This window comes from Armatimonas sp., from assembly GCF_964826245.1.
On sequence record NZ_CBAYMC010000077.1, the window covers coordinates 1 to 16,514 of the forward strand.

General features: G+C 62.5%; 9 protein-coding genes. 3 read left to right on the forward strand and 6 right to left on the reverse strand.

The genetic code is table 11. The features are described from left to right. The coding region (locus AC1XOS_RS09490) for a 3-keto-disaccharide hydrolase (RefSeq protein WP_481961977.1) at positions 1–455 on the forward strand (455 nt) is incomplete at its 5' end. Here the strand turns inward: AC1XOS_RS09490 and AC1XOS_RS09495 are convergent. From AC1XOS_RS09495 to AC1XOS_RS09515, 5 genes are read right to left on the reverse strand one after another with little or no spacing between them, the layout of a single operon-like run. Then, positions 452–1,414, reverse strand: coding sequence for a DUF418 domain-containing protein (locus tag AC1XOS_RS09495; RefSeq protein ID WP_481961978.1), 963 nt, complete (start codon positions 1,412–1,414; stop codon positions 452–454). The two genes, AC1XOS_RS09490 and AC1XOS_RS09495, sit on opposite strands and share 4 nt — an antisense overlap. After that, positions 1,411–5,280, reverse strand: coding sequence for a non-ribosomal peptide synthetase (locus AC1XOS_RS09500; RefSeq protein WP_481961979.1), 3,870 nt, complete (start codon positions 5,278–5,280; stop codon positions 1,411–1,413). The genes AC1XOS_RS09495 and AC1XOS_RS09500 overlap by 4 nt, the downstream gene beginning before the upstream one ends. Positions 5,281–5,288: 8 nt before the next feature. Continuing rightward, positions 5,289–8,195 (reverse strand): DUF2341 domain-containing protein, encoded by a 2,907-nt coding sequence (locus AC1XOS_RS09505; protein WP_481961980.1) that lies wholly within the window; start codon positions 8,193–8,195, stop codon positions 5,289–5,291. A gap of 5 nt (positions 8,196–8,200) precedes the next feature. Further along, positions 8,201–10,258 (reverse strand): hypothetical protein, encoded by a 2,058-nt coding sequence (locus AC1XOS_RS09510; protein WP_481961981.1) that lies wholly within the window; start codon positions 10,256–10,258, stop codon positions 8,201–8,203. A gap of 13 nt (positions 10,259–10,271) precedes the next feature. Beyond that, positions 10,272–11,282: a YHYH protein gene (locus AC1XOS_RS09515; protein WP_481961982.1), complete on the reverse strand. Its 1,011-nt coding sequence runs from the start codon at positions 11,280–11,282 to the stop codon at positions 10,272–10,274. Positions 11,283–11,355: 73 nt separating this feature from the next. Between AC1XOS_RS09515 and AC1XOS_RS09520 the strand changes: the two genes are divergently transcribed. Next, entirely contained in the window at positions 11,356–13,962 is a 2,607-nt protein-coding gene (locus tag AC1XOS_RS09520; RefSeq protein ID WP_481961983.1) for a DUF1553 domain-containing protein, read from the forward strand. Next, positions 13,952–15,349 (forward strand): DUF1501 domain-containing protein, encoded by a 1,398-nt coding sequence (locus tag AC1XOS_RS09525; RefSeq protein WP_481961984.1) that lies wholly within the window; start codon positions 13,952–13,954, stop codon positions 15,347–15,349. Before AC1XOS_RS09520 ends, AC1XOS_RS09525 begins: the two co-directional genes overlap by 11 nt. Here the strand turns inward: AC1XOS_RS09525 and AC1XOS_RS09530 are convergent. Next, the gene (locus tag AC1XOS_RS09530; RefSeq protein WP_481961985.1) at positions 15,346–16,407 is read right to left on the reverse strand and encodes an alpha-hydroxy acid oxidase; all 1,062 of its coding nucleotides are present in this window, start codon (positions 16,405–16,407) and stop codon (positions 15,346–15,348) included. The two genes, AC1XOS_RS09525 and AC1XOS_RS09530, sit on opposite strands and share 4 nt — an antisense overlap. Positions 16,408–16,514 lie beyond the last annotated feature (107 nt).

The window sequence follows — 16,514 nt, forward strand, 5'->3', positions numbered from 1 at the left end:
GGCTACATATCGAGTTCTGGATCGCAAGGCCGGGTGGCAATAGCGGCGTTTATCTGCAGAACCGTTATGAGATCCAGATCTGCGATGGGGATCGGACGACGCACGGCCTCGGGGCGGTGATCAATGAGCAGCCTGCGCCCTATCATGCCTATCATGGCCTTGGCAAGTGGAATGCCTATGATATTGTCTTTCGAGCGGCGCGCTTTAAAGAGGGCAAGCTGATAGAAAAAGCCCGCACGACGATCTATCTTAATGGCCAGAAAGCCCACACGGATGTCCCGATTCAGCAAGTCTGGGGTGGGCCTGCCTCCGGGGTAGATGGTGGCAATGACAGTGGACGCGGGATCACGGACACACCGCAAGGGCTCAAGCTCCAGTGTGAGGGGCACGATGTGCGCTACCGAAACGCCTGGATCAAGCCCCTGAGCCTAGACAAGGTCAGCACGGATTTCTAGGCACGTGCCCAGAGGCTCTCTAGCGGGCCACGGGGGAAACGGCGAAACCAGAGGAGGGTGAGCGGGAGTGCAAGGAGAAGATAGCCAAAGTAAGCCAGAAGCCCGGTACGCACGGGCCAGTCTTCATCGGGGTAGAGCAGGCGTAGTGGGGCGAAGACGGCGACAATGTGCAGGATGTAGTGCGTGAGCGAGGCGCGTCCAAGCAAGGCAAGCGGCTGTGTGATCTTTGGCAAGCCGCCTGCACTCTCCCACCAGAGCAGACCCGCGATCAATGCGGCAGCGCTACTTCCAATGCGCAGTAAAAACGGCAGTGTGGTGGGAATCCAAGTCGCGGGGCCAAGCGATTTCTCCCAGAGCTGCGTGATCAGGGCGACACTCAGGGCACCCCAGAAACAACGACGTATCCGTGTGGGTGTCAGGCCCGCTCCCAAGACGGCGCTCATTCCCAGCAGAGGCAGCGCCAGCCAGGGCAGAAGCGGGTAGTTTCCATCCAAGAGAAGTGCCCTTAGGGTCACCGCCCCAAAAGCATGATCCGCAAGGTGACTGCCATCGTCCTGCCAGTCCGTTGCGATAAAGTGCCCGAAGCGAAGCTGGCTTAGTGGTGTGGCAATCAGAACCAGAACAAACACGACCCCGATCACGCGCGGGCCTTTCTTCCCGCGCCCAAGCCCAACGCCGAGCATCATCATCAGAGCCAGCGGGACGAGAACCTCCGTCGGCCAAACAAAATAATGCAGCACTGCCCCAAAAACTGCCAGCATCAGAGCGCGGCGTATAAACTTTATTGGCTTGTTTGTACGCCGCATCTGGAGCGCCCAGGCCATTCCCGCAAGCAGAAAGAAAAGCGCCGCCGCGCGGCCTTCTAGCACACTCGCAAGCTTGGAGCCGACGAAGTGCATGTAGATCATTCCCAAGACGGCGACTCCACGGGCGACATCAAGGGCGACGAGGCGGCTCACCGGGTGGGGGCTCCTTCGTAGCGCTGGTTCGGAAGTAGAAATTCGTCTTTCATGATCACACTGTGCGGCGCGACATAGGTTCCCTCTCCGATGACAGCTCCGTAGAGGGGGACGGTGTTGTTGGCTACGGTTGCGTTCGCACCGATTCGGACTTTGGCAAGCTTCAGCACCCGATCCTCGAAGGTATGGGCTTGGAAGGCCGCTGTCACCGTGGCACCGTCGCCGATCTCGATCATGTCGGGGTCTACCACTTGTGAGAAGCCACTGCCCAGCACCACGCCGCGCCCGAGCGTCAGGCCCATCGCGCGGAGATACCACGTGAGCATGGGAGTACCTTCGAGCGCGGTGAGCGTCCCGCGGGCATAGACTCCCCAAGCGACATAGAGAAAGTCCCAGCGGCTGCACCAGCACGACCAGAGCGCATGCGTCCCCGGGCGAGCGCGACCCAGCAGAAGCCACTTGAGCGCTAAGATCGCCAGGCAGAGCACTGCCGCTCCGGCAAAGGCGAGCAGTGGTGCAGCCCAGGCGTGGTCTCTCAGCTTCCGTAAGCTCTCCGCGACAACGAGCACGGGAAGCACCGGCAAGGTGAAGCGGAGTATTTCCCAGAATAAGCGGTTTAGATAGCGAAGTAAGCTTGGGTTGTGGGTAAGCTCGCGATCGTAGGCAACGATCTCACGGTGCGGCAGCGCAAAAGGCGGGTGCCCGAACCAAGACGTCCCGCTTGCCATGTACATATCATCGGCGACGGTGCAGACGCCCAGCAGAATATCGTCGGGTAAGTGTTGGCCCCCAGCGACGACCACGTGGTTGCCTAGAAAAACATTGGTGCCGATGGTGACTTTTGAAAGCGTCACCGTGCCGCGATGCACTCTTGGGCCACCCAGATAGATTCCATCGGCAAAAAACGTCTCCGGTCCAATCTCAATTAGCTCGGGGATGACATCAATAATCGTGCTAATCTCGCAGCTTCGTCCCACACGCATCCCTGCCGCCCGGAGCCAGAGCGGCCAAAAGAGCGCGCCACTGAGCCACTCGTTCGCAGAGTCTACTAAGCCCGCCTTGAGCCAGAGGGGAATATAGGCCAGGCTCCAGCGCGAGAGCACACCCTCCGAGACGTGACCGAGGGCGCGGACGGCAAGGGCTTCCAGTAGGAGCGTGAGCGGCAAGGCGAGGGTCAGCACGAGGAGATAGGCTACGAGCCCACTCTCCTGCCCCACCCAGACCACGGCCCCCAGCGTGAGCAGCTCTAGGGGCAGCGCAAGCATCGCCCAGAGAGCGCTCTGCGCGAGTAGCAGCGCAAGGCTATAGGCCAGCGGCGAGAGGATGGGTTTTGTTTGGGTGATATTCGGTACGGGCGGTGCGTGTCCAGCGGGAGTGGCAGGAATGCCGTCCCAGTGCTCGCCCGCCGGAATCGTCTTGCCTGCGGGCAGTGAGGAGAGCGCGGCGAGAGAGGCTCCCGCTTCTAAACTTCCGCCCGGTGCAACACCCGCCCGGACATCGAGCGTAGCGCCTGTGCCGAGAGAGATGGGGCCGATGACAAGCTGACGGTTCTCCAGCTCGACGAGACGAAGAGACGCGTCCTGACTCACCGTGACATCGTCCCCGATGTCGAGCAAGTCCCAGCCACCCTGAGTCAGATCCACGCCGCGATGCAAGTGCACGCGCTGCCCGATCCGCGACCCCAGTGCCCGAAGCGCCATGCACTGAAACTCAGTTCCGACGAGCACCGGCCAGGGAATCAGTCGTGCCGTCTGCACCACGATCCAGTGTCTCAGATAGAAATCCCCCCAGACCGGCTCACGGCGCGGGGTGTACTTGCCGATCAGCAGGCGCTTCACCAAGACTGCAAAAAACACGGCTAGAGGCGTGTAGAGCGCCAGCCCCAGAAAAAGCAAGAGTGGCGTGATGAGAATCACCGTCATCAGTCCCAGACGCGAGAGCAGTGTGGGGAGAAGCTTGAAGAAGCCGCCGTAGGCCACAAAGGAAGCCAGAGTGAGCTCCAGCAGAAGCCAGAGGCTCTGAAGAACCCCTGTGTGCCGCTCGCCGTCTGTGTCCAGCGGCAGGTACGCTTGCTGCTGCGTCTGTTGAGAGCCATACCCAGAGGAGGGCAATGCCACTTGTGACACTCTCTGCGCCAGCGCGGCAACCGTGCGGGCTTCGTAGAGATCGCGAACGGTTAGGGATGCCGTGGCGGCATCTGTGCGCAGGCGTGAGATCAGCTGCGCTGCCTGGAGCGACGTGCCCCCGAGATCAAGGAAGAAATCTTCGTCGAGGGAGAGCGCTTCCGAGAGTAGCAGCGTCTCTTGAAATGTTGCGAGTAGCGATTTTTCCAGCAGGGTACGCGGCGCAACCATCTCGCGCTCTAAGCGAGGCACTACGCGTCGGAGCGTGGGGAGGCTCTCACGCTTGAGCTTGCCCCCGACGCTTTTGGGTAGCTCCGTGAGCACACCAAAGAGCGCAGGGATCATGTAGGAGGGCAGTGCCTCACGGAGCACGGCCTTGAGTTTGTCGAAGTCTGGCGGCTGAGTCGCATCTGTTGGGACGATAAACGCGACCAGATCGTTGCCTTCGTTCTGGACACAGCACGCCGCCTCGCGCACGCCCTCGCACTGGGCCAGGTAGGTCTCGATTGCCTCCAGCTCGATCCGGTAGCCACGGAGTTTTACTTGGGAATCAAGCCGCCCGTGGTAGTGAAACGCGCCGCTATCGGGGTCACGGTGGACGAGATCGCCCGTTCGGTAGAGCCGTCCGAGTGTGGGATGCGAGAAAAACTTCTCCGCCGTCAGCTCCGGGCGTGCGTGGTAGCCCCGCGCCAGCCCAATTCCTCCGAGGCAGAGCTCGCCCGAAACTCCATCAATAACTTCGTTGAGCGCACTATCCAGCACCCAGGCTTGCAAGCCTGGCACGGGCGTGCCAATGGTAATCGGCTCCCCAGCCCGAATCTCGCCGCGCAGGGCCGTGACTGTGCACTCCGTGGGGCCGTAGCCATTGACCAGCCGTCGCCCCCGCGCCCAGCGATCCGCGATATCACGTGGTAGCGCCTCGCCGCCCACGTAGAGGAGCTTGAGTAAAGGCAGGGACTCTTCTGGGTTTTCGCAACCGGTCGTTCGTAGCAGTGTGGGAGGTGGACAGAGCACGGTGATGCGCTCGCGCTGGAGCCAGCCTACCAAGTCCGGCCCCAGCCGCGCTGCGTCGTCGTCGAGGGCCACGACCGTCGCACCCGATGCCAGCGCCAGCCAGATTTCTTCCACGGACGAATCGTAGGCAGGCGACGAGCCCTGCGCCACCCGGTCACCCGGCCCTAGTCCAAACTCGACCAAGTCAGACTGCACGAGATTAACAATGCTCTGGTGCTCTATCAAGACGCCTTTGGGCTTGCCTGTCGTGCCCGAGGTGTAGATGACGTAGGCCAGCGCATCTTCCCCCCTAACCCCCGCCCAGCGGGGGGACGATAAGGAAGGGGCCACGTTTTGGGAAATGTCAAAGACTTTTGTCGGGAACGCGCCTCGCTCGGCGCGGGCCTGGCCGTGGGTGTTGGTGAGGAGCAGGACGGCGCTGGAGTCTCGGAGAATCTCGCGCACTTGCTCATCGGGAAACGACGGGTCAATGCAGACATACGCTGCCCCTGCGCTCAGCACGGCAAGCTGGGAGACATAGAGCCGCTCGGTATCGCGGCCAAGCAGGATCGCGACAATGCACTCACCCGAGACACTGGGCGGGAGCTGCGCCCGGAGCGCCTCGACTTCCTGCGCCAGTTCGGCATAGGTGAGTGTGCGCCGCTCAGGGCGGGTCAGGCTGGGTGGGATATCTATCGCAGCTGCCTCAGGCCAGGTGCGGGCGGCGCACTCGAAGAGCTCGTGGAGCATGGAAAGTCTTACTTTTCCAGAAGCGGGACACTGCAGAAAGTCAGCGCCGCGATTCCGTTGGCACCTCGTAAAAGCCGCTTCTGGCTCCAGCTTGCGCTATCCAGATAGGTTAGTTTCTGAGCTGCCATCGGCTCTGTGAGCGTGAGCGTGAGCTGGTTGCCCGTCGCGCTCCCCGACGCAATTTTTCCGCGCTTGCCATCGAGAGAGAACTCGCTTACCAGTGCGCTCTCCCAGACCACGGGCTGGTCGAACTCCAGCACGAGCTTGTCTCTCTGGGCGCTGGCAAAAGCGATGCGCTTGAGGCTTGGCGGCGTGATCGGCGAGTCGAAGTGCCTGCCGTAGCTATCGCGCTGGACAACCGGGAAGATCAGGCGGGCGAACTCGGCGTAGCCTGCCGCCGGGAAGTGGCAGCCACCGGGCGGGTCGATCCCCAGCGTGGACATGATGCTCATTTTGGAAAAGAGCGCAGGGAGCTGGCGCTGGACATCGCGGAGCTGGTTGTCGGAGCCATCGACTCCCATCGCGCAGGACTTAGGCCAGATCTGGAAGGCATAGTAGCGCTGGACATTGGGGAAGTCGCGCTTCCAGGCCGCGGTGAGATGGATAAAGTACTCTTGGTAGGTCTCCCAGCCAAAGCCGCCGGTGGGGCCGTCGGCACCCTGGTCGTTCTCGCCCTGGTGCCAGAGAATCCCGCGAATCCCGTGGGTAAGCCCGGCTTTTTGGGCACGCGCCAGCAAGCGCCCGTAGATCGTCTCCGGGTCGGTGGGGTTCTTGGGGTTGCGCTGGTGCTGGTCAATGCGCGTCCCGCCGACCGCGCCATTGAGGATGCAGACCGGCACTTTCTCGCTCTCCAGCAGGCGCTTTGCCAGCTCCATCGCCCAGTAGCCGATCTCCCCCGTCTGGCCGTCTTGGTTGCGGTAGCGGGCACTCTCCCAGCTCGTCCCAAATGTGCGAATCCACTCGCTCTGGTAGGCCGGGGTCTCTTTCCCAAAGTCCGTGGCGACCGCGTTGGACTGGCCCTGGATCACAAACGCATCGCCGCAGGCGAGATTTTTAACGGTGCGTAGAACCGTCTCCCGGCCCCCGGTAATGCTCCCAAAGGTGACTTCGTAGCGAATGAGCCCCGGCTTGAGTGGCACCGAGAGCACGTACGCTCGACTCGCACCGAGCTTCTGCGTGACCGTCTTGGCCAGCACGCCATCGGCGTAGAGGCGCAGAAAGACTGCGTCGGCGGCTTGGGGAAGAACGCCGTTGTAGTGAAGCGTCCCTTCATTTTTGGTCGCACTGCGGGCGTAGAACTGGTTGTCTGTCGGCTGCTCATCCACAGCGGGCTTGCGCTCGACCCAGGGATCGGCCTTGGGCTCGGTGACTGCGAGCTTTACCGACTGGGTCACGGGCGCACCACCGTTGTCCACCGCGACACTTACTGTCACAGTGCCGCTGTTCTGGGCGCGGGTAAGGCGGAGCTTGCCAGGGAGCACTTCTTTGCTTGTCGCCAGCCCCTCCACTTTCCAGGCATAACGGAGCGGCAGGGCGCTCTTGCCCACCGTCGTTGCTTGCACCTCAATCGGCGAGCGGCCGTCCCACTGGCGCGGAGCCTTGAGCACGACCACGGGATCGGGGATGGCCTCTTGGACCGTCACCGGTATCTCGCGGGTTTTCACGCCGTCGGGGTAGACGGCCTTTAGCTGCAACCGATGCTTAGTCTCGCCGCGCACGCGGCCCGCCTCCAGGGTGTAGGCAAGCTGGTCGGTGGCGACAGCCTGGCCATCAAGGAGCCAGATGAGCTTCTGCGCCCCGCCTGTCTTTGCTGTCACCGTGGCCCGCTCGCCCTCGCGGACCGTGAGCTGTGGCGACGAGACCGAAAACTCGCTACCAGGTTGCACGAGGGTCCCCACCAGTGTCTGGAGCGGTTTCTGGTTCTCGTACTCCAGCCGCACCCAGTCGGCGGAGCGCGCAACCGACGAAACTCTTACCTCGTCTATCTCGCCAACGAAGTCGTAGTTGTTGTACCAGCCCCCAATCCAGAAGCGGGCGGGGTTTTGGATATTGAGCGGTGCGCCCTGCGACTGCGCCGTGCCATCCAAGACCCCGTTCACATAGACCCGTGCGTTGCCCTTTTCGTAGGTATGCACCACATGAACCCACTCGCCCCGTGCCAGCTTGCTCTTTCCTGCAACATTGGCATCAGAGAAGTAGCAGTCCATGCTGACGTGTGGGGGGCTTCGAAACTGCATCGTCACTTTTCCCTGGCGCTCCTCGTTGCCCCAGCCGAGGATGCGCACATTGGGCCGCTCCGCCCGGAACCATGCCTGGGAGCTATGCGGCTGGCTGCCCGTGGGAAACCCCATCAGCTTCTCGCCGCCCACGATTCCCTGGTTCTCGGCAAAGCGCCGCGCCATCCCCAGCGGCCCCGGCGCGAGCGTCGTGCCTTTATTGATCGCTGTCAGCATGCCCGTCGCATCGGCTAGGGCTTCGTCCATGTGCCAGACCGTCAGATAGCCATTGCTTGCATTGAAAACTGCCGGGCCACTGGCCGCGCTCTTGGCCGCGGGGTCGCCCCAGTGCAGGCGCAGCTCCTGGCGGTCATTGCCCATGATCTTAGGCACCCGCACCCAGAGGCTCGCCGTCCCGGCTTGCGCGTCCCACTGCTCAATCTGAAAGGCCAGCGGCGTGCCTTTGCTGTCCGTGATCCGCAAGTCCTCGCCATGGGGCTGGGCCTGTGCAAAGGGGAAGGTCTCGCGGCGGAGGCGAATCAGCACCGGAAAGTCCGTGAGCGTCACCGACGCCGGCAGATTCGCGCCATCCGGTGTGGTGAGCAGATAGAGCGAGCCCTGCCTCTCCCCGCCAGCTTTCGCGAAACTGGCGGGCGCAATCAGCGCAATAAATAGTATTAAAGACGAATAGATTTTCATAGCGTTTATTTGCGCTTCCCTCTGAGGCGCACGGGCTTGCCACGCTGGCCTGATTGAATGGGATATAGGTTCCACTGGTTTGCTCCTGCGGGCTCTAGATGAAACTCGCGGGTGTTGTCGCGTAGCTCCGCTTTGAGCTTCTCGGGGAAGGCACCCGTGCGGCGTGCGGTCTCCCACTGGTGAATGGCTTCGAGGATCGCCGGGATCGTCCCAAAGCGCTTGGCGGTCTCGGTGGAGAGCGGGTCGGCGCTCAGCTGGGCGGTGCTGGCGAGGCTGGTTGCCAGTGCAAAGCCCGCATCGAAGCCTGCCGCGCGTGCCAGCAGCCACTCCGCATCCTCGAGCGTGGTCTCCGGGCGTAGGGCAAACCAGCCCAGCATCCGGGGCATGAGGTTGCGGGAGTAGTGTAGCTGGTTTTTAAACCGATAGAGCGTCTGGCTCTCGCGGAAGCCGGCGTACCAGGGCTCGCCCCAGTTCATGCGGGTGTAGACATGCCAGTTGAAGTGGCCGGGGTTGCTGGCATCGTTGATCTGGCCCTTGAGCTCGGGGGCGAGGGCGTTGTACCAGCTCTGGGTAAAGAGTGTCCGCCCATACTGCCCCATCCCCGTGGACCAGTTCCCCTCCAGCCCATCGAGCGAGATCTGGAGTGTCCCCGTCTGGTTGCAGAGCGCCGCGATATTCTTGGCAACTTCCTGCGTGAGCGACGCATCTGTCAGGAAAACTTTATAGTCGTGGTCCATGAGCTTGCCAATAGAACTCTGGCTGGCGTGCGCCGCGGCCGCCGTCCCCCACGCGCCGCGCTGACAGCCCAGCAAGCGCCAGGGCGCACTCGGGGAGACGCTCTCGTAGCGAACTAGCTCATCGCCAATGGCCACCGTGCTCATTGCCGTCTTCTTCACAAACGGCTCCGGGTCGGCAACCGGCAGCTCGGTCTGGGTTGCGGAGACACGGGCCGTGAGCGTGCTCATGCCGCTCCGTGCGAGACGTGGGTCGGGGCGTGGGGTGACATAGGGATCATTTGGGGTAATAAAATTTGAGAGCGTGTGAAAGCCGACCCGCACGCCCGCTTTTTTCGCCCGCTCCACACACTCGCGCAGGCCCGCACCCCCATGAGGAAACAGGCTCGGCTTGAGGCGGAAGTGCCCCCAGGTCTCAAACGGCGAGCTATGGTACAGATAGCGCAGCCCCGCCTTGAGTGTCATCTCAATCGCCCGGTCGATCGTGCTCTCGCTGAAGTCCACAATCAGATACGAGTCCGTGGCGCGGGGAGATTTCTTAGCCCAGACCCCGTCGAGCAGCGGGTGCGGCAGGCCCTCTGCCACCTCAATCGCGCCCAGCGTGTCCAGCGCTTTTGCCACCGGGCAGAGAAAGAGCGCGAGCTTGCTCCCGACAACTCCGCCGTCGTCGAAGGCGGGCGCGGGGAATTTCTCAATGCCCCAGTTGGGGATTACCCGCTCCTGCGAACGGTTGCGGCAGTAGCCCTGGACGACACTCCCAAAGGCCGTGCGCCGCGCGGTGTCGCCGCGAAAGAGCTGGTCTTTCTTGAGGGCATCGGGTAGGTCCGGGTAGGTGCCGGTGTCGTCGGCGGTGAAGTCTGGCTCGATATCGCTCTCCTGCCCCGGAAAGCCACCGAGTGTTTTCACATTGAGTGCCTGAATCCCGATTGCGGTGTCAGAATCGCGAACCACCCCGACAATCTCGCCGATGGTCTCCCCGATCACGGTAGGGTATGGCCCCCAGACCACCAGCTCAACGGTATCTTTGGGCGTGATCTCGACGAGCTCAAAGGCCAGATGCGTCGGCTTGGCTTGTACCGTGAGGGTCGCGTTCACACCCGCTGCACCAAAGCCAAGTGTCAGGCGGCGCGTCTTGGCACTCCAGCTTGCCGTCTCTGGCGCGTGCAGCTTCCCTGCGACGCGCACTTGCAGAACCGGCGCGGGTTGATTTGGTGCCAGATAGTTTCGTCCGCTCTGGCGGCGTGCTAGCGCAAGCCATGCGCCGTCCACTCCCAGCACAAAGGCGGCATCGCGCGTCGTCCAGGTGACGAGAGGTTCGATCTTTGTCATGTATTACTATAACTTATGGGGGCGGTAGCTCGGTCTTTCCGAGCAATTTTAACCCATCTGCGCTGTATTGGTAGAGTGTGTTGCCACGCTGGATAAATAAAAACTTGCTGTTGGCCTTCATCGCCGCGCCGCCTCCGGGTGTGCCGGCGCCGGCATTGCGGTTTGCTGTGCCGGGGTTGTTGCGATCGAGTCCGGTCGGGCCGCCTTTTCGGAAGCTGGGATCGGGTGCGCCTTTGAGCCGCCGCGGGATAAAGGGCCAGTTCTCGGTGACCACGTAGTAGTAGGTCCCCTTAGGGAACTCTGGCGTCACGCCGGTTCGGCCACAGGTCTCGTCCAGATCGCCGCCTTTCACAAACTCATAGTCCTGCTGAAACGAGCCATCACAGACCCCACCAGGGCCCTCTGTCCCGCCGGGGCGATTGCCACTCTTGAGCTTATAGGCCGCCTTGAGGTTCTTGAGCGGGCTCTTGGGATCTGTGGGATTGGTGTAGGCGTAGGGGCCGTAGATCGGGTAGCCATCGGCGGCCCAGCCCACCAGGGTCATTTTTTTCTTGTAGTCCAGCTTCTCCAGCAGCCCGACGGGCATCCCATGGTAGTGGTACGCACCGTTGGGCTGTACATGAGCCAGGCTCTCGTCAGCACCCATCTTGCCACGCGTGCCCATCATCCCCGTGAGCGCCTCGTAGTGCCAGCGCATGTCCCCGTTCCAGGTCTCGGCGGTCCCTGGATCGAAGACCACGCCATTGAGTGCGACCCCAAAGACAATCCCTCGAGCTTGCTGAACCGCGGGTTTGGGCGTTAGGGGGACGCGAAAATGATAGTCCTGCGCCGAGATGGCGTTGGGATTGCCCCGGCTAGGAAAGCGCCCGACTGGGTGGTTGGGCACGCCATTGGCAGTGATCACTCGAAAGCCGTCTTTCTCCTCGATCGTCACCTCCGACTTCAGGCTCAGGGTCACGGCGGCGGGCTGCTGACCGATTGCAGGTAGCGCCAGTATCAAAAGAAAAAGAGGGTTGCGTTTCATGCCGCCATGTTAGCCAGAAGTTATGAAGGATGCATGAATGGGCCGCTCAAAATTGTGTACAATAGTACCGACTATGCAACGCTGCTTTTTTGCCTTGATCCCCCTTGCACTCCTCAGTGCCCTCGCGCTGGCCAAGCCTGAGAGTGGTCTCTGGTCGCTCCAGCCGGTGCGGCTACCCCAAACGCCGACGGTGCAGAATACTTCCTGGGTACGCAATCCTATTGATGCTTTTGTACTTGCCAAGCTCGAAGCCAAGGGCTGGAAGCCCGCGCCGGAGGCCGATAAGCGCACGCTGATCCGCCGCGTGACATTTGACCTGACGGGCCTGCCGCCAACACCGCAAGAGATCGCCGCGTTTCTGGCCGACAAAACTCCCCATGCCTACGAAAAACTCGTAGACAGGTTACTCGCCTCGCCCCACTACGGCGAGCGCTGGGCGCGGCACTGGCTGGATCTTGCCCGGTTTGGCGAGAGCCATGGCTTTGAGTACGATCACCTGCGCGAGCACGCCTGGCGCTACCGGGACTGGGTGGTTGAGGCACTCAACCGTGACCTGCCCTACGACCAGTTTGTGCGTGAGCAGCTCGCAGGCGATGTTCTCCCGGATGCCAGCCCGATCGCCACGGGCTTTCTGGTCGCGGGGCCACAGGACGAAGCGGGCAAAGGCGCACCAGGGCTTCAGGTGCGGCTCCGAGCACGCGAGGAGGAGCTGGAGGACATGATCGGCCTAGTCGGGCAGACGTTTTTAGGGTTGACCACCAACTGCGCGCGCTGCCATGACCACAAGTTCGACCCGATCCCCGCCAAGGACTACTACCGCCTCAAGGCCGCGCTGGCCGGAGTGCAGCCGGGCAACCGCTCCGTGCTCACGCAAAAACAGGCTGAGCAGCGTGCTGAGCAAGTGGCAGTGCTGCGCAGAAAGCAAGCCGAGTGCCAGAGCAAGCTTCGGCAGATTGAGGAGCCCACTCGCACACGCCTACTTGCTCAGGCGCGGCCTGTCGCCCCATCGCCCACCCCGCTGCTGCGCTTTAGCTTCGATGAGCAAGGCGGCCAGCTTGCGCTTGATGGCAAGACAAGCCGTTTCCAGAGCGAGCCGCTGGCCATGGAGATTCGGGAGAAGACGCTAGAAGCCTGGGTGCGCCTGGCCGACTTAGAGCAGCAGGGTGGGAGCGCCCTGACCATCGAGACCGAGGGGGGCGCACAGTTCGATGGGATTGTCTTTGGGGAGCGCCAGCGTGGGAAGTGGATCGCTGGGAGCGAGTTCTACCACCGGACAAAAGACCTCAATGCTCCCCAAGAAACGGAGACGGGGCTGGTTCAGGTGGTGATTGTCTACCGCGCCGATGGTCACATCCAGCTCTTTCGCAATGGTAAGCCCTACGCCGATGCCTACCAGCCCGAGAAGGCGGCTCGCACCTACCCGGCAGGCAAGACGCATCTTCTAGTTGGGCCACGCCACACCGGCTCCACGAACTTCCTGAAGGGCGAGCTCGAGGAAGTGCGCGTCTACGACCGAGCCCTCACGGATGCCGAAGTGGGGGAGTCGTACCAGAACGCCCCGTTCAATATTTCCCCGGAGACACTCACCGCGGCTCTCACTCAGAGCGAGCGCAGGCAGCGCGAGGTGCTCCAGGCAGAGAGTACGCGGCTGGCGGGAGAGCTAAAGACGCTCGAAGCTCCGGTTCAAGCCTACGCCGCGATCTCGCAGCAGCCCAGTCCGACCTATATCCTGCCCCGCGGCGATGTCACGGCGCAGGGAGAGCTCGTCACGCCAGGTGGTCTGAGCGCCCTCACTGCCTGTAACTCCGACTTTGGCCTCGCCGCCGATGCTCCCGAGGCAGAGCGCCGCCTCGCGCTGGCACGCTGGCTCACCGACTCTCGCAACCCACTGACGGCGCGGGTGATGGTCAACCGGGTCTGGCAGGGGCACTTTGGACGTGGCATTGTCAGCACCGCGAGCGACTTTGGCAACAATGGCGAGAGCCCCAGCCACCCCGAGCTCCTCGACTGGCTGGCCACCGCGTTCTCCGGCCCCGGCGAGTGGAGCCTGAAAAAACTCCACCGCGCGATCCTGCTCTCCAGCACGTATCGGCAGTCTGGGCAGCTCGATCCACAAGCCGCCAAGACCGATGCGGACAACCAGCTCCTCTGGCGCTTTGCCCCACGCCGCCTAGAGGCCGAGGCCGTGCGCGATAGCATGCTCGCCATCAGTGGCAAGCTCAACCCCGCGCTCGGCGGCCCTAGCTTCCGGCCCTTCACGGTCAGCAACTACGGCTCGGATTTCTATCAACTGATCGACAAAGACACGCCCGAGTTCAACCGCCGGGCACTCTACCGAATGGGGGTTCAGAGCGCCCGAAATCCGCTGCTCGAAACCCTCGACTGCCCCGATCCCTCGACCAAAACCCCGAAGCGCACGGTCACCACGACGCCGATTCAAGCCCTCGCTCTGATGAACGATAGCTTCGTCCTGCGCCAGTCCCGCGCCTTCGCCGCAAAAGTGATCAAAGAGGCCGGGAGTCTCCCCGACCCCCAAGTCACTCTGGTCTACACCCTCGCCTTTGGCCGCCCACCGACGCCCACCGAGCGTCGCCGCGCCCTCGCCCATCTCAAAGCCCACCCGCTCGACAGTCTCTGTTGGGCACTGTTCAACTCCAGTGAGTTTCTCTATGCAAAATAGCCGTCGCGACTTTCTCACCCAAGCCGCCGGTGGTCTCGGCTCCATCGCGCTTGCCGCACTCTTGGCGGATGAGGTAAAAGCCTCCCCCCTAACCCCCGCCGGGTACCCTCTGGGTGGGGGGGCCAAGCGTGTCGTTCAGATCTTTTGTTGTGGCGGCGTGAGCCACCTGGATACATTTGACTACAAGCCTGAATTAGTGCGAATGGATGGCAAGGAGTGTAAGAAAGTCTTCGATACATTCTTTGCGCAGCCGGGCAATCTGATGAAGAGCCCGTTTGCCTTTAAGCAGCACGGCCAGAGCGGGCGCTGGGTGAGTGAGCTGCTGCCACATCTTGCCCAGCAGGTGGACGACATCACGTTTATTTCGTCTATGAAGGCCAAGTCCGCCAACCACACGCCCGCGACCTTTCAGATGAACTCGGGCTTTACGCTCAATGGCTTTCCCTGCATGGGCGCGTGGCTGAGCTATGGTCTCGGCTCGCTCAACCAAGACCTGCCCACGTTTGTGGTGCTCCCCGACCCGCGCGGTCTGCCTGCCGGTGGGGCGATCAACTGGACCGCGGGGTTTCTGCCCGCGACGCACCAGGGGACGGCGTTCAATCCCAAGGGCCAGCCGGTCGATAACTTATTCCCCCCAAGCGACGTCAAAGCGACAGACCGGCAAGCGGCGCTGGGGCTGCTCAAGACGATGAACGCGGAGTTCGGCGCGGCCCACCCCGGCGACTCGGCGCTGGCAGCACGGATCAAGGCTTATGAGCTAGCAGCGCGGATGCAGGTCAGCATTCCACAGGTAGTCAAGTTCGACGAAGAACCAGAGCACATCAAGAAGCTCTACGGCCTCGACGATCCCGTAGCCGGGGGCTTTGCCCGAAACTGCCTGCTCGCCCGGCGCTTGCTCGAAAAAGGCGTGCGCTTTGTCCAGCTCTATCATGGCGGCGCGTTTGGCTCGCCGCGGATCAACTGGGACGGCCACGAGGATCTGCGCGACAACCACCTGACGCAGGCCAAGAGCATGGACCAGCCCGTCGCCGCACTGCTCGCAGACTTAAAACAGCGCGGGATGCTCGACGACACGCTGATCCTCTGGACCACGGAGTTTGGGCGCACGCCCATCACCCAGGGAGTCGGCAAGCCGGGCCGTGACCACCACCCGTTTGCCTACACCTGCTGGATGGCGGGCGCGGGTCTCAAGCCAGGCTTTTCCTACGGCAGCACCGATGAGCTCGGCTACGACACCGCCGAGAACCCCGTTAGTGTCTATGATTTCCATGCCACCGTCCTGCACCTGCTCGGCATCGACCACACCAAGCTCACCTACTACCACAACGGCACCCGTCGCCGCCTCACCGATGTGCATGGCGAGGTGATCCAGGGAATTCTTAGCTAGCAGATCAGCTGTGGCCCAATGTCACTCAGCTTTGGGTATCCCGCGAGGGCCATCGAGAGCTTCAGGTCGTCGTGGAGGTGCTGGAGAACGTGCGTGACGCCTGCTTCGCCATTGACGGCCAGTGCCCAGAGGTAGGGGCGACCAATCAGCACGGCGCGGGCTCCCAGCGCAAGGGCTTTTAGGATATCGGTGCCACGACGGATGCCACCGTCCACGTAGACCTCGGCCTGGCCTTGCACCGCAGTGGCGATCTCCGGGAGGGCATCGGCGGTGCTGATGACGCTATCGAGCTGGCGGCCCCCGTGGTTGGAGACGACAATCCCCGCGACGCCGTGCTGAACCGCAAGAAGCGCATCTTCGGCGGTCAGAACCCCTTTCACCACGATCGGCAGGCGCGTGATGCTCCGCAGCCACTCCAGCGACTCCCAGGTCAGGCTCGCATCGAACTGCTTACTGGCGTAGTAGTGTAGCGCCATCTCGTCCTGACCAAAAGGAAGGTACTGCACCAGATTTGCCAAGGGAATATGCGCGGGCACCTGAAACTTGTTGCGAAAGTCCCGCTCACGGTTGCCCGTCGCAGGCACATCCACCGTCAGGCAGAGCGCGGCAAACCCCGCCGTCTCCGCACGCTCCACCAGCGCCTTGGTGATCTCACGGTCACGGTGGCAGTAGAGCTGAAACCAGCGCGTCCCCGTAGAGGCCGCCGTGACCTCCTCCATCGAGCGCGATGCCATCGTGCTCAGGGTCTGGATCACCCCCGCCGCCGCCGTTGCACACGCCACGGCCAGCTCACCATCGGGGTGGGCGAGCTGGTTGAAAGCACACGGCGCCGTCAGAAGAGGAAACGCAACGGGCTGGCCTAAGATCGTGGTCGCCGTCTCGCACGCGCTCACATCGACAAGCACCCGTGGGCGCAAGCGTAGCCCCGCCCACGCCTGCTCGTTCTCCCGCACCGTGAGCTCATCGCCCGCGCCTCCGGCGTAGTAGTCGTAGGTTGCCTGCGGCAGAAGCTCCCGCGCCCGCTGCTCGTACTCACGAAGATTGAGAGGAACACTCATCTCGCTTCCCCCTGAAGCAAAGGCTGACGCGCACAAAACCACGCGTCGGCCTCGGGCTGCCACGGCCAGATGCCCTGGTCAAAGTTTGTTGCCATAACAAGCATTTG